Consider the following 14,298-nt stretch of genomic DNA (forward strand, 5'->3'; position numbering starts at 1 on the left):
CCTAACACCGACCGCCATTCGAACGACATCCTGCAGTGGGACGAGCGAAGGGAAGTGGGCAATGGTCAGGGTGTTGAACGTGGTGGCGCACCACGACGACGACTTGCTGTTCTTGAGCCCCGATCTGGTGAACGACCTCCGTGACGGGGCGGTGGTGCGCACGGTATTCCTCGTGGCGTCGGACTACCACACGTACCCGACGTACATGGAGCAACGGGAACTCGGCGTCCGGGAGGCCTATGCGCACGCCGCGGGCATGACCGGCACGCCGTGGAGGTCGTACGCGTACTCGTGCGCGAACCTCTCGGCGACGCTCTGGACGTTGGGCACGCGCGTCTCGATCCTGGAGAACCGCTTGCCGGACAACGCCACCGCGCCGCCGAACCGGCTGTGGCAGCTGTACGCGCGCGACCAGTCGCTGACCGGCCGACCGCTCGACCACGCGCCCGCCCAGACCACCGGGCGTGCCCGGCTGATCGCCTACCTGCGCGCGGTGATCGCGGACTTCGCGCCGGACGTCGTCCGCACCACCGACCCGACCGCCGACCTCCACGGTCAGCACACGGCCGGTCGGCCGCTGGAGGACTTCTCCTTCCACCGCGACCACGTCGCGACCGCGCGGCTCGTGCGGACCGCGTTGCTGGACGTGCCCCCGAACCCCGAGGTCGTCTACTACCGCGACTACACGATCCGCGACGAGCCGGCCAACCTGAACGCGGCCGACGCGGCGTTCAAGCGGGCCGTGTTCCGGACCTACGCCGTGCGCGACGTCGACATCTGCCCTAACGGGGCGGTGGACTGCCCACCGGTGGGCGGGTTCTACGACGGTTTGCTGAGCCGTCGGTACGTGGCCGGTCCGGCGTGGGTCGGCGACCTCGTCGTGCCGCTGCCGGCGGCGGAGCACGGTCTCGTGATGGGCACGCACCACACCGTGCGCAACCGCGCCACCGGGCTGGAACTGGCCGTGACGGACGCTTCGACGGCCGACCTGGCGCCGATCATCGGCTGGCCGCGCACGGGGACGCCGAACCAGCGGTGGCGGTTCGAGGCCAACCCGCAGGGGTGGGAGCTGGTCGCGAGCCACAGCGGCAAGGCGATCGACCTGCCCGAGTCGAGCCTGGCGCCCGGCGTGCAGGCGATCCAGTTCCAGCGGCTCGGCGGCGTCAACCAGACGGTGCGCGTGCGCGGCAACCCGACCGCGGGCTACCGGCTGGTGTTCGCGCATTCCGGGCTGGCGCTGTCCGTTGCCGGCAACGCGGGCGCACCGGTCGTGCAACGCCCGGTCGCCTCGTCGGCCGATCAGCTGTGGGACATCGACCCGGCCTGAGCAGGCGACCGTGCACCAGGGCCGTCGGCGGTGAAGACGAACTTGTAGCCGACGTCCGGCGAACCGCTCCGCGTCACCTTGCCCTCGCCGCGCGCGTTGGCGTAGACGCCGGTGCCGCCCGTGACGGCCACGGACGTGTCCTCGAAACCCGCCGCGATCGACTTGTACTTCCGCAGGCCGGAGAGGTGCAGCTCGCCGTCGGGCAGGCGGAAGACGGACGTGCAGTGCGCGGTCACCTCGGGCGGTGCCGCCGTCGACACCGCGATCGCGGCGCAGTGCGAATAACCCTCCCCGATCCGCGTGACGCCGTCGGCTTGGCGCAGTTCGCCGCCGGTGACGAACCCGAGCCCGACCGTGGGCGCGGCCGGCGCCGACATGAGCGTCCGTTTCGTCACCACTTCCAACGTCGCCTCGCGGGTCGTTTCCCCGGTGCGGACCTGGTCGGTGGCGAGCAGGCCACCTGCGAGCGCGAGGACCAGCCAAGGGTTGACCTGCACGACGACACCTCCGGGTTGCGTGGTGACACACCGTTCTGCCGGAAGGTAGTTCGGCAAGGGCGGCCGTGGTCAGGTCAACTCCACGTTCGGTTGATAAATGGGCACCTACGTGTGACATTGCCCCACTCGACCGTGGGTTTTGATCACGAATGTGAAGCGGGTCATGAATGTGAACATTCTCGGCAATCATTGCGCCGAGAAGCGGATCGACCCCGGTGAATCCCGCTGATAGGAACCAGGCATGACGAGAACAGCGGTCGTGACCGGTGGCGGGACGGGTATCGGCAAGGCAGTGGCCGCCGAATTGGTCAAGCGGGGCCTGGACGTCGTGGTCACCGGGAGGCGTGAGGACGTCCTGACCGCCACCGCGGCCGAGATCGGCGCACGGGCCGTCGTGTTCGACGCCGCCGACCCCGAGCAGGTGCGGGCAGCGTTGGCCGAACTGCCCGAACAGGTGAACGTCCTGGTGAACAACGCGGGCGGCAACATGGCCCGCCGCCGTCCCGCGCCCGAGGGGTTGGCGGACGTGCGCGAGCTCTGGTTGGCGAACTTCGAGTCGAACGTGCTGAGCGCCGTCCTGGTGACGACCGCCCTGGAGCCACGCCTGGCCGACGACGCCAGGGTGGTCACCATCGGCTCCATCGCCGCCCGGCGGGGTTCGGGCAGCTACGGCGCGGCGAAGGCGGCAATCGAAGCGTGGACCGCCGACCTGGCCTTCGCGCTGGGCGGGCGGGGGATCACGGTCAACGTCGTGGCACCCGGCGTCACCGAGGAGACCGAGTTCTTCGGCGGCACACTGTCCGAGGAGCGGCGCAAGAAGCTGGTCGGCAATCCAGCCAACGGCCGCACCGGCACACCGGCCGACGTAGCCGCCACGGTGACCTTCCTGACCTCACCGGAAGCCGGCCACCTGACCGGTCAGGTCATCGGCGTCAACGGCGGCGCCGCCCTCGGCCGCTAACCACCACACCACCCCCACCGCGCCGCTCCACACCCGCGCCGCTCCACACCCGCTCCACACCCACCCCGAGCTGTGCCGCGCGACAGCCCGCAAGCACGCCCGCCCGCTCACCGCCGCCCGTCCGACAATCTCGCCCCGACGTCCCACCCGCCCAACCACCCGCATGGCAGCCCACCGACCCCGCCACACCTCCAACCGACCCCACGACAGTCCAACCGACCCCTCGCTGCCCGACCGACCCATCGCTGCCCTGACCGACCCGCCGAGCCGACCGAACCGCACCGGCCCACCCGTGGTCGCCGCCGGGCCGGCCGTTTTATCCGGCTAACGTGAGACATGCGATTTGGGTTGTCACAGGTTGCACTCTTCGCCCAGTCGAGTGATCCGCAACCCCGACCCACCAGCACCCCAACGGACCCGCTACCACCCCACCGCAACCCCACCTGACCTACCGTGTGCTCATGCGGGTGTGCGTGTTCTGCGGTTCCTCCAGCGGACGGGTGAGGCACGTCGAGGTGGCTCGGAAAGTCGGCCGCACGTTGGCCGAACGGGGCATCGAAGTCGTCTACGGCGGCGGGCGGGTCGGGACGATGGGTGCGCTGGCCGACGGCGCGATGACGGCGGGCGGGTCGGTCATCGGGGTGATCCCGGGCAGCCTGGTCGACTGGGAAGTGGCGCACGAGAATCTCACGGAACTCCACGTCGTCGAGTCCATGCACGAGCGCAAGGCGTTGATGGCCGAGCTGGCCGACGCCTTCCTCACCCTGCCGGGCGGCGCGGGCACGTTGGAAGAGCTGTTCGAGGTGTGGACGTGGGCCCAACTCGGCCTGCACACCAAGCCGGTGGCGCTGCTCGACGTCGACGGCTACTTCACGCACCTGATCAAGATGATCGACCACATGGTGGAGGAGGGGTTCCTCAAGCCGCCCTACCGGGACATGCTGCTGGTGGACCACGATCTCGACCGGCTCCTCACCCGGTGTGGCGACTACCGGCCCCCGGACTACACCTGGACCGACGACCACCCCCTGTCATAGCCCCGAAACCCCTGCCACGGCACGGGGAAATCGGTACCGTGTGAGTTTCAACCCGAAGGGTTTTCGCAAAGTTTCGCGCCATCCGGGGGGCAGGGCGATGGACATCAAACACTGGGGGCGACGGTTGGCGGAGCTGTGCGAGGCGCACCAGGTGCCTGGCGCTTCGCTGGCGGTCCTGGTCGACGGCGAGATCCACGAGTGCGCGACGGGAGTGCTGCACCGCGGCACCGGCGTCGAGGCCACCACGGACTCGCTGTTCCAGATCGGCTCGATCACCAAGCTCTACACCGCCACCTTGATCATGCAGCTGGTCGCCGAAGGCGCGCTCGACCTGGACGCGCCGGTGATCTCCGTGCTGCCGGAGTTCGCCGTGGCCGACGCCGTGGCGACCAAGACCGTGACGACCCGCCAACTGCTGTCGCACACCAGCGGCATCGACGGCGACTTCTTCCACGACACCGGGCGGGGCGACGACTGCGTGGCCGCCTACGTCGCGGCGTGCGCGGGCCTCGGGCAGAACCACCCGCCGGGCGCCACGATGTCCTACTGCAACAGCGGGTTCACCGTGCTCGGCCGGATCATCGAGGTGCTCACCGGCCAGGTCTGGGACGACGTCCTGCGCGAACGCCTGCTCGACCCGATCGGCGCGCACAGCACGGTGACCCTGGCCGAGGACGTGCTGCGGTTCCGCTCGGCCCTGGGCCACCTCGGCGAACCCGGCGAAGAGCCCGTGCCCGCACCCGTGTGGGGACTGGCCAGGTCCGCCGGCCCGGCCGGGACGATCAACGCCACCGCCGCCGACGTCGTCCGCTTCGCCCGGCTGCACCTGGACGGCGGCCGGGCCCCGGACGGCACGGTGGTCCTGCCCGCCGAGCAGGTGGCCGCGATGCGCCGGCCGTTCGTGCAGCTGCCCGCGGGCCCGGCGCACCACATGTGCTGGGGCCTCGGGTGGATCGTCTACGACTGGCCGGGCGGCCCGGTGATCGGGCACGACGGCGCGACGGTCGGGCAGAAGGCGTTCCTGCGGGTCGTGCCCGAGTCGAACGTGGCGATCGCCCTGCTCACCAACGGCGGCGTGCCCGCCGAGGTCTACCAGCGGCTGTTCACCGAGATGCTGGCCGAGCTGGCCGGTGTCGCGGTGCCGGACTTCCAGCCGCCCGCCGAACCGCCCGAGGTGGACGTCTCCCGGTACGTCGGCTCGTACGTGCGCGAGGGCTACGACGTCGAGGTGACCGAGCAGGACGGTGTGCTGCACCTGCGCGGCGAGAGCATCGGCGAGCTCGCGGCGATCAACGCGGTGACCACCGCGGTGCTCGTGCCGGTGGAGGAAGGGCTGTTCGCCGCACGGCGCAACGAGCACGAGCCGTGGGTGCCGGTGGTGTTCTACACGCTGCCGGACGGCTCGCCGTACCTGCACTTCAGCCTGCGCGCCACGCCCAAGGGCACGGGAACGACCCGCTTCTAGAGGAGAACTGCTGCCCGGAGAACGGCCGGCCGCCCGAACGGCCGGCCGCCCGAACGGCCGGCCGTCAGGGAAACGGCCAGCCGTTCGGGCGGCAGACCTTGCCGTCCGTCGGAATCGTCACGCCCTGCGGCACACCCGCGATGATGGCGGCCACCTCGTCGTTCGACGTGCTGAACGTCTGCTGCATCATCACCGGCGCGACCCCGCCGTGCGCCGCGCACGGCCGGTGGCCTTCGCCCAACGCGTGCCCCACCTCGTGGTTGACCACGTACCGGCGGTAGGAGGTCAGGTCACCGTCGAACGCGACCGCCCCGCGCACCCACCGCGCCGCGCTGAGGTGCACCAAGCCGCCGTTGCGGCACGACACGTCGACCGGGATCTCGTACCCGCACACCGCACGGGCGGTGTTCTGCGAGGTCAACCGGATCCGGATGGCCGCGGGCCCGGTCACCCGCCGGAACGCGACGTCACCGCGCGCGGTCCAGCTGCGCGGGTCGGACAGCGTCTCCTGCACGAACGCGGCGAACCCCTGCTCGTCGTAGACCACCCCGTCCTCGACCTCCACCGAGTACGTGCGCACGACCCCCGCACCGACGACCGGCGACGACCCCGGCACGGCGTGGAACGTCCCGTGCCCCTCCGTCGGGATCGGGCCGCCGTCGGGCAGGTCCGAGCTGGACGCGTACACCCGCCTGACAGCAGTAGTAGTCGAAGCGACCGACGTGGTCCGGACCGCGGCGCTGGTCGTGGTCCGGTGAGTGGTCGTCACGGCGGACTGGGCGGCGGTGCGCTCGCCCGCGAACTGGACGAACGTCAACAGCAGGGCGGTGACGCCACAGGCGAACAGGACCACGCGGACGTTCATGGTCCCCAAGATCGGGACGAACTGTGAAGAACCTGTTGCCGTCCTGCTCGATGACCGTGAAGGTCGGCATACTGCGGTCGTGTGCGCCCACATCCTCGTCGCCGAGGACAACCCCCACCAGGCCGAACTCGTCCGCCGCTACCTGGAGCACGACGGGCACTCGGTGGTGGTCGTGCACGACGGGCGGTCCGCGATCGACGAGGCGCGCCGCCGCGACCCGGACCTGCTGGTGCTCGACGTGATGATGCCGGCGGTGGACGGGCTGGACGTGGTGCGCGTGCTGCGCGCCGACTCCGACGTGCCGATCGTGCTGCTCACCGCCCGGTCGGCGGAGGACGACGTGCTGCTCGGGTTCGACCTGGGCGCGGACGACTACGTGACCAAGCCGTTCCGGCCGCGCCAGCTCGTGGCCCGCGTCCGCACGATCCTGCGCCGCGCCGGCCGCGCCCGCGTCACCAACGCCGCCGTGCTCAAGGTCGGCGACATCGTGGTCGACCCGATCCGGCACGAGGTGACGCTGGCCGGTGAGCCGGTGGTGCTGACCCCGACCGAGTTCCGGTTGCTGTCGACGCTGGCCGCCCAGCCGCACCGGGTGTTCACCCGCGGCCAGTTGCTCCAGGACGGCTTCACCACCGAGCGGACCGTGGACGTGCACGTGGTCAAGCTGCGCCGCAAGATCGAGCACGACCCGCGCCGGCCGCGTCGGCTCCTGACCGTCTACGGGATCGGCTACAAGCTGGTATGAGCCTGCTCTTCCGCATCTTCGCGGTGTCCCTGGTGATCGCCGGCTCGTCCATCGCGGTCACCGCCTGGCTCGCCACCCAGGCCACCACCGGCAGCATCCGCCAGGAGCAGGGCGAGGCGCTGGCCACCGACGCGTCGATCTACGACCGGCTGCTCGGGTACGCGGCCGACCACCCGTCCTGGGCCGACGTCCAGTCCACAGTGGACACGATCGCGCGCGAGACCGGTCGGCGGATAGCCTTGACCACGTGGGACCGCACGCCGATCGCGGACTCCGGTGACGCGGGCTCGCCGCAGCTGCCGGTGAACCCGACCGTGGTCGTGGACCCGCTGAACGTGAACCCGGTGCTCAAGCCCGGCGGTGTGGACGAGATCGACCCGCGCGCGGTCGGCCCGTTCAAGCTCACCCCGCAGGAGCGGGCGGACCTGGGCGAACGGGCCGAGGCCGTCGCCGCGTGCGACGGTCGGACGGTGGTGGTGCAGCCGAGCGGGCGCCCGGTGCTGCGCGGGCAGCGCACCCTGCCGCCCGCCAGGTACGACGAGTGCCCGGTGGAGGACGCGCTGTACGCGGCCACGGAGACGGAGCAGAAGGCGGGCGCCGAACTGTACGAGCTGGTCAAGGGCTGTCCCGGAGCAGCGGCTCTGAAAGCGGCCTTGACGCCGTGGCTGTCGCGGGACGGCGCCGACTGGTCGCGCCCGACCCCGGAGAGCAGGCCCGGGGACGCGGCGTGCCTGGCCTCCGCCCGGCGGCACCAGCTCGCGCCGTACGTCGCGCCCGCCGCCCTGCTGTTCCTGACCGAGCCGACGGGCGCCCGACCGGAGACCGTCGACCTGTCCACGGCGGGCGTCACGCGCATCGCGTGGACGGCGCTCGGCATCCTGGCCCTCGCAGGGCTCGCGTCCTGGCTGACGGCCAACCACCTGGTCCGACCGATCCGCGCGCTCACCGCCGCGACCCAGCGGATGGGCGCGGGCGACCGGGAGGTGCGGGTGAGCGCGGCCAAGGGCGAGATCGGCGAGCTGGCCAGGTCGTTCAACGCCATGTCGGCCAAGCTCGCCGACACCGAGCGGCAGCGCCAGGCGATGGTCGGCGACGTCGCGCACGAGCTGCGGACGCCGTTGAGCAACGTCACCGGGTGGCTGGAGGCGGCCCAGGACGGCGTCGCGGCGACCGACCAGCGGCTGGTGGCGTTGCTGGCGGAGGAATCCCTGGTGCTGCAACGGCTCGTGGACGACCTGCACGACCTCGCGCAGGCCGACGCGGGCACGTTGCGCCTGCACCCGGAGCCGATCGACGCGGCCGACGTGATCGAGCAGGTGGTGGCCGCGCACGCCAACGGCGACGTCACCGTCACCTCGCGGACCGAGGGGGAGCTGTTCCTGGTCGCCGACCCGGTGCGGCTGCGGCAGGCGGTGGAGAACCTGGTCACCAACGCGATCCGCTACACACCGGCCGGCGGCGCGGTGTCGGTCACGGGCCGGCTCGACCGCGGCGTCGTGATCGAGGTGGCCGACACCGGCGTCGGCATCGCGCCGGACGACCTGCCGCACGTGTTCGAGCGGTTCTGGCGGGCCGACAAGTCGCGCAGCCGCAGCACCGGCGGCAGCGGCCTCGGCCTGGCCATCACCCGGCACCTGGTCGAGGCGCACGGCGGCGCGGTGACGGCCGCCGCCGAACCCGGCTCGGGCGCGACGTTCCGGATCACCCTGCCCGTGCCCTGAGGTCAGCTGTCCTTGATGGTGATGCCGAGCGTCTGGGCGAACGCGGGCGCCAGGTCGATCGCCTGGGTGGAGGTGATCATCGCGCCGCGCAACGAGGCGAAACCGTTGCGGATGCCCAACTCGGCGGCGTCGCGCAGGTCGACCTTCTTCAGCGCCACGCCCTCGAACCGGAGGTCTTCGAGCGTCGAGCCGGGGAACGTGACGTCGGTCAGCTCGGCCTCGGTGAAGTCCACGTCGCGCAGCACGCAGTTGACGAACGCGACATCGCGCAGCTTGGCGCCGCGCAGGTTGACCGAGACGAGCTTGCAGCCGAAGAACGTGGCGCGGCTCAGCCCGGCCTCGAACATCGCCACCCCGGCGAACGCGCTGTTCACGACTTCCGCGTCGAGCCACCCGCTTTCGGCCAGGTCGGTGCCGATCACCTGCACGCCGTGCAGCCACACGTCGTTGAACCGCGACCGCCGCAGTGTTCCCTCGGTGAACCGGACCGCGGACAGCGCCGACTCGCTGAACCGCGCGTTGCCGGCGGCGAGTTCGTCGAACTCCTGGTCGGCGATGTGGACGACGTTGTAGTCGCCACCCGACTCCAGCCGCCCGCCGTCGTGGTCTTCCAGGTAGGCGGCGAACGGCAGGTCCGCGAGCGTGCGGGGTTCCGGCATGCGGGGGATGGTAGTCGGCTGTCGAATAACGCCGTGCTCCGGCGATAGGTGAAGGGGGGATGTGCAGGAGGGAAGCAACCGATGTCTCGATTACGAAGATCCACGGGCGCGCTGCTGCTGGCGGCCGTCGTGTGCGCCGGGGCCTCGACCGGCCCCGCGTTCGCCGGCCCCGCCACCGACCCGACCGCCACCGACCCAGCCGCCACCGACCCAGCCGCCACCGACCCAGCCGCCACCGACCCGGCCGCCACCGACCCGGCCGCCACCGAGCCGGCCACCACCGAGCCGGCCACCACCGAGCCGACCACCACCGAGCCGACCACCACCGACCCGACCGAACCTGTCACGACCGAACCGGCCACCGACAACACCACCACGTCCACCGTCCCGATCATGGTCCAGCGCGGCCACTACACGGGAGTCGTCTACGGCGACCGGAACGGCAACGTGGCGATGGACCCGGGCGAGGCCCTGGTCGACGTGCAGCTCAGCGCGACCGGGGGCGTGCCCCACGCCTCGTACTCCGCGGTGACCGACTCCACCGGCCGCTTCACGTTCCACGACCTGCCGCACGGCGAGTACCGGACGACGGTGCACACCTTCGACTGGTCGTTCCAGGCCCCACCGGTCCAGGTGGACGGTGTGGACGATCCGGACGTGGTGATCCGCGGCGCGCACCTGGTGGACCGGGTGCTCACCGCCGCCGCGAACTTCGACCGGCCGAGCTACCGGCTCGGTGACACCGCCCGCATGACTCTGGTCCTGACCAACAGCGGATCCGCCCCGCTCCCGGGGATCACGGCGGCGTGCGATTCGCCCGGCGGGACGCCCGTCTTCGAGGACCTGGTGGGAGCCGGCGTCACCGTGCCCGCGAACTCCACCTGGACCACCAGCGCGCCGGTCACGATCAACGCCGAGGCCGTGGCCAGGGGCGCGCTGGTGGTCGGCTGCACCTTCGGCTCCCCACCGCACTCCAACGGGTACGTCTTCGCCCGCGCGATCGCGAGGGTGCCCGGCGGCAGGGCGGACCTGGTAGTCGGCCAAGTGGGGTTCTCCAGCCGCCCGCCGACGCTCAGCCCCCGGCCCGGCCCGCCGTTGCCGAACGTGAAGGTGTACTTGAAGGACCAGGTCACCGGTGCGGTGATCGCCCGCGCGATCACCGATGCCCTGGGCCGCTTCGAGTTCCGCGACGTGCCGGCGGGCGTGCACGACTTCGGCGTCGTCGGACCGTACGCGGCCCTCGGCAACCGGCAGTTCCAGGACTTCCACGTCCGGGTCGGTCCGTACCAGGACGTCGGCTTCGTCTACGTCACCACGGGACCGGACCAGCCCGACCCCGATCCCGCGCCACCGACCGGCGACCCGTCCGAGCCCGCACCGCCGGGCGCCGGGCCGGGTCGACAGCCGACGCTCGCGGCGACGGGGGCGGACGTCGCCTGGCTCGCGCTGGGCGGCCTGCTGACGCTCCTCGCCGGCCTCGGCCTGGTCACGCGCGCCCGGAGGAGCCGCGCCTGACCACGTGACAACGTGAGGCGGGCCCGCGACGCCCGCCTCACGTGGCGGTGCCCACATCCTCTATTGGGAACGATAATCATCTTGTTAGGTTCACGGCGCTCTGTCACCGAACGCTGGGACGACCCGTGCGCCACCGCTCCTCCACCGCCCTCGTGGCGTGTGCCCTGCTGCTGACCGGCTGCTTCGCCCCCGGCGCGGAACCGACCGGCGGGCGGATCAAGCTCGCCATGCTGCAACCGCCGCGTTCGGGGCTGACCCCGTTCAGCGACGACGCGTTCAAGCTCTCGCGCTGGTCCACCGCGGAAACCCTGGTCACCCTCGACGCGGACGGCAACGCGCGGCCCGGCCTGGCCACCGGGTGGCGGCGGGTCTCCGAGCAGGCGTGGGAGTTCACCGTCCGCTCCGGCGTGACCTTCCACGACGGCACCGCGTTGACCGCCGCGGCCGTCGCCAACACGCTGACCCGCGCCACCGAGGCCTCGCCCAAGCCACGCATCCTCGACGGCGTCGAGCTGACCGCCGAGCCGGCGGGGGACACCGTCACCGTCACGACCGGCACGCCCGATCCCCTGGTGCCCCAACGGCTCTCGTCACCTCAGTTGGCGATCCTGGCGGAGAGCGCCTACCGCGCGGACGGCAAGGTCGACCCGGTCGGCACGGGCACCGGACCGTTCCGGCTGGTCGCGGTGAACGGCACGACGACCGCCACGCTCGACCGCTACGACGGCTACTGGGGCCCGAAGGCCGCCGCCGAGGGCATCGACGTGTCGTTCGTCCCCGACGGCACCGCCCGCGCCGCCGCGATCCGCAGCGGTGAGGCGCACATCGCCGAGGCCGTGCCGGTCTCGCAGGCGGCGTTGCTCGACCAGGCGACGATCACCGAGGTGCCGATGCCGCGCACCAACACCCTGTACCTGAACACGAAGACGGGGCCGTTCCAGGACAAGGGCCTGCGCGCCGCCGCACGGGAGGCGATCGACGCGGCCGAGATCGTCCGGGGCGTCTACGAGAGCCGGGCCGACGTCGCCGAAGGGCTGCTGGGACCCGCGCTGCCGTGGGCCGCCGCCGGACGCGTCCCCCTCGCCGAGCGCACGAAGGCCGCTGACCCGAAGGGCGTCGCGATCACCCTGGCCACCTTCTCCGACCGGGCCGAGCTGCCCGAGGTCGCGTCCGTGCTGCAACAGCAGTTGCAGGACGCCGGGTTCACCGTGACGCAGGTCGTGCGCGAGTACGCGCACATCGAGGAGGACGCCCTGGCCGGGAAGTTCGACGCGTTCATCCTGTCCCGGGCGACCGTGCTGGACTCGGGCGACCCCGTCGCGTACGTGCAGTCGGACTTCACCTGCGCGGGCTCGTTCAACATCGCCCAGTTGTGCGACGCCGACGTGGACGCGGCGGTGCGGGCCGCCGCCGCCACCGAGGCGGGCGACCAGCGGCGGGCCGCGATCCTGGCGGCCGAGGCGGCGGTGCTGCGGACCGACGCGGCGATCCCGATGCTGCACGAGCGGGTGATCCAGGGCGACGCGACGTCGGTGGTCGACTCGGCCAAGGACCCGCGCGAGCGGACGCTGATCACCTCGGCGACCCGGCTGCGGTGACCGCGCTGGTCTCCCGCGTCGGCGGGCTCGCCGCGGTCGTCGCGGTGATCGGGCTGCTGCCGTGGCTGTCCGGGCGCGACCCGGCGCTGTCGGTGCTGCGCGCCCGTTCCGCCGAGCAGGAGCCGACGGCGGAGGCGCTGGACGCGGTGCGCCGCGAGCTGGGCCTGGACGCCGGACCGGTGGCGTTGTTCGGCGACTGGCTCGGCGGCGCGCTGCGCGGCGACCTCGGCCGGTCGTGGGTCGGTGGCGGCGAGGTGCTGCCCTCCGTGCTGTCGGCGCTGGGCGTCTCGCTGGTGCTGATGGGCGCGGCGCTGGTCGTGGCGCTGGTGCTGGCCGGCGCGCTGTCGGCGTCGACGATCGTGCGCGGCGCCCGGGGGACGGCACGTGCGCGTACCGGGGCTTCGGCCGCGGTGCTCGCCGCGTTGCCGGAGTTCCTGGTGGCCACGGTGCTGCTGGTGGTGCTGTCGGTGTGGTTCGGCTGGTTCCCGCCCTACGGCTGGCAGGGGCCGCACCACCTGGTGCTGCCCGCGTTGGCGTTGGGCCTCCCGGCGGGCGGCATCCTGGGACGGCTGGTGGACGACGCGCTGCCCGCCGTGTTCGAGGAGCGCTGGGTCGTGCTGTGGCGGTCGTGGGGGTGCTCGCCGGGGGTGATCGGGCGGGCCGCGGCACGTCGTGCGCTGCCCGCCGTGCTGCCGCAGTTCGGGCTGGTCGCCGTGGGGTTGACCGGGGGAGCGGTCGCGGTGGAGGTGGTGTTCGCCGTGCCGGGCCTCGGCCGGACCGCGCTGGGCGCGGCGGAGGCGCAGGACTTGCCGCTGCTACAAGGGTCCGTGCTCGCGCTCGTGCTGCTCGGGCTGGTGGGCGGCGCGCTCGTGGCCGGTGCCCGGCGGCGGATGCTCGGGCAGGCGTTGCGCGACGCGGCGCTGTCCGCTCCGCCGCCCGTGTCGGCCCCGGTCGGTCGGCTGCACCGCGTGGTCGTGGTGGTCGCCGCGGTGGTGCCGGCGGTCGTCGTCGGCTGGGGACTGGTGGGTGAGCCGCTGCGGGTGGACCCGGCGGCCCGGCTCGCGCCGCCGGGGTGGGCCCACCCGTTCGGCGCGGACGCGCTGGGCCGTGACGTGCTGGCCAGGGTGGGGCACGGCGCGGCGGCCACGCTCGGCGTCACGGTGCTGGTGTGCGCGTGCTCGTTCGCGGTGGCGGTGGTCGTCGGCTTCCTGCCCGGCCTGGCCGAGGGCGCGGCCGAGACCGCCAACGCCGTGCCGCCCGTGATCGCGGGCATCCTGGTCGCGGCGACCGCCGGTCCCGGCACGGTCGGCGCGTCCATCGCGGTCGGCCTGGTGTCGTGGCCACCGCTGGCCGCCCACGCGGCGGCCCTGGTCCGGGAGAACCGCGCGGCCACGCACGTCACCGCGCTGCGGGCACTGGGCGCGGGACCGTCCTGGATCCTGACCCGGCACGTCCTGCCCGCGGTGGCGGGCCCGGTCGCCCGGCACGCGGTGCTGCGCCTGCCCGGTATCGCCCTGGCCCTGGCGTCGTTGGGCTTCCTCGGGCTCGGCGCACCGCCGCCGACACCGGAGTGGGGTCTGATGCTGGGCGAGTCGCTGCCGTACCTGGAGCGCGCGCCGTGGGCGGCCCTCGCCCCGGCGGCGATGCTGCTGCTCCTGGCCACGTTGGCGGTCTCGCTCTCGACCTTGCCGCGGAAGCGGTGACTATCGCGTCCTCAGTGGACGGTCGGTGCGCGTTCCGCGATAAACCCGTTGCGCTGCCCGGTGGGTCGGGGCAAGCTGATCGCACACGACAGCGGAAGGGCGGGAGTCATGGCGGACCTGCGGCAGCACGAGCTCCTGCTCCTGCCGAGCTGTGCGGACTCCCCGCCGTGACGTGATCGCGTCAGGCCTGCGGGAGCCGCCCATC

General features: G+C 72.5%; 12 protein-coding genes. 9 read left to right on the forward strand and 3 right to left on the reverse strand.

Features of this window, described 5'->3' with window-relative positions:
• The first annotated feature begins 61 nt into the window (after positions 1-61).
• Positions 62-1,327 carry an RICIN domain-containing protein gene (locus LNK82_RS18035; protein WP_230568161.1) on the forward strand — a complete coding sequence of 422 codons (1,266 nt, stop codon included), beginning with the start codon at positions 62-64 and terminating at the stop codon, positions 1,325-1,327.
• On the opposite strand, the gene LNK82_RS18040 is transcribed toward LNK82_RS18035, so the two are convergent.
• Complete coding sequence (locus LNK82_RS18040) at positions 1,300-1,824, reverse strand: allene oxide cyclase barrel-like domain-containing protein (protein WP_230568162.1); 525 nt, start codon at positions 1,822-1,824, stop codon at positions 1,300-1,302. The two genes, LNK82_RS18035 and LNK82_RS18040, sit on opposite strands and share 28 nt — an antisense overlap.
• Before the next feature lie 241 nt (positions 1,825-2,065).
• Here LNK82_RS18040 and LNK82_RS18045 point away from each other — a divergent pair, with 241 nt between their 5' ends.
• The 3 genes from LNK82_RS18045 (at position 2,066) to LNK82_RS18055 (ending at position 5,287) form a co-directional block, all read left to right on the forward strand.
• Positions 2,066-2,785: an SDR family NAD(P)-dependent oxidoreductase gene (locus tag LNK82_RS18045; protein WP_230568163.1), complete on the forward strand. Its 720-nt coding sequence runs from the start codon at positions 2,066-2,068 to the stop codon at positions 2,783-2,785.
• Positions 2,786-3,246: 461 nt separating this feature from the next.
• Entirely contained in the window at positions 3,247-3,822 is a 576-nt protein-coding gene (locus LNK82_RS18050) for an LOG family protein (RefSeq protein WP_230568164.1), read from the forward strand.
• Between the two features lie 97 nt (positions 3,823-3,919).
• A complete protein-coding gene (locus LNK82_RS18055) occupies positions 3,920-5,287 on the forward strand; it encodes a serine hydrolase domain-containing protein (protein WP_230568165.1) in 1,368 nt (455 codons plus the stop codon).
• A 64-nt stretch (positions 5,288-5,351) separates the two neighbouring features.
• Here the strand turns inward: LNK82_RS18055 and LNK82_RS18060 are convergent, their stop codons facing one another.
• Positions 5,352-6,152 (reverse strand): DUF3152 domain-containing protein, encoded by an 801-nt coding sequence (locus LNK82_RS18060; protein WP_230568166.1) that lies wholly within the window; start codon positions 6,150-6,152, stop codon positions 5,352-5,354.
• Positions 6,153-6,231: 79 nt separating this feature from the next.
• Between LNK82_RS18060 and LNK82_RS18065 the strand changes: the two genes are divergently transcribed.
• Positions 6,232-6,897, forward strand: coding sequence for a response regulator (locus tag LNK82_RS18065; RefSeq protein ID WP_230568167.1), 666 nt, complete (start codon positions 6,232-6,234; stop codon positions 6,895-6,897).
• Entirely contained in the window at positions 6,894-8,618 is a 1,725-nt protein-coding gene (locus tag LNK82_RS18070) for a sensor histidine kinase (protein ID WP_230568168.1), read from the forward strand. The genes LNK82_RS18065 and LNK82_RS18070 overlap by 4 nt, the downstream gene beginning before the upstream one ends.
• 2 nt (positions 8,619-8,620) lie before the next feature.
• Here the strand turns inward: LNK82_RS18070 and LNK82_RS18075 are convergent, their stop codons facing one another.
• Positions 8,621-9,277 carry a pentapeptide repeat-containing protein gene (locus tag LNK82_RS18075; RefSeq protein WP_230568169.1) on the reverse strand — a complete coding sequence of 219 codons (657 nt, stop codon included), beginning with the start codon at positions 9,275-9,277 and terminating at the stop codon, positions 8,621-8,623.
• Between the two features lie 81 nt (positions 9,278-9,358).
• Between LNK82_RS18075 and LNK82_RS18080 the strand changes: the two genes are divergently transcribed.
• The 3 genes from LNK82_RS18080 (at position 9,359) to LNK82_RS18090 (ending at position 14,093) form a co-directional block, all read left to right on the forward strand.
• On the forward strand, positions 9,359-10,792 hold the full coding sequence (locus LNK82_RS18080; RefSeq protein WP_230568170.1) for a carboxypeptidase regulatory-like domain-containing protein: 1,434 nt from the start codon (positions 9,359-9,361) through the stop codon (positions 10,790-10,792).
• 125 nt (positions 10,793-10,917) lie between these two features.
• On the forward strand, positions 10,918-12,390 hold the full coding sequence (locus LNK82_RS18085) for an ABC transporter substrate-binding protein (RefSeq protein ID WP_230568171.1): 1,473 nt from the start codon (positions 10,918-10,920) through the stop codon (positions 12,388-12,390).
• Positions 12,387-14,093, forward strand: a complete 1,707-nt coding sequence (locus LNK82_RS18090; protein ID WP_230568172.1) for an ABC transporter permease subunit — start codon at positions 12,387-12,389, stop codon at positions 14,091-14,093. The genes LNK82_RS18085 and LNK82_RS18090 overlap by 4 nt, the downstream gene beginning before the upstream one ends.
• Positions 14,094-14,298 lie beyond the last annotated feature (205 nt).

Source organism: Saccharothrix luteola, from assembly GCF_020859565.1.
GTDB classification, from domain to species: Bacteria; Actinomycetota; Actinomycetes; order Mycobacteriales; family Pseudonocardiaceae; genus Actinosynnema; species Actinosynnema luteola.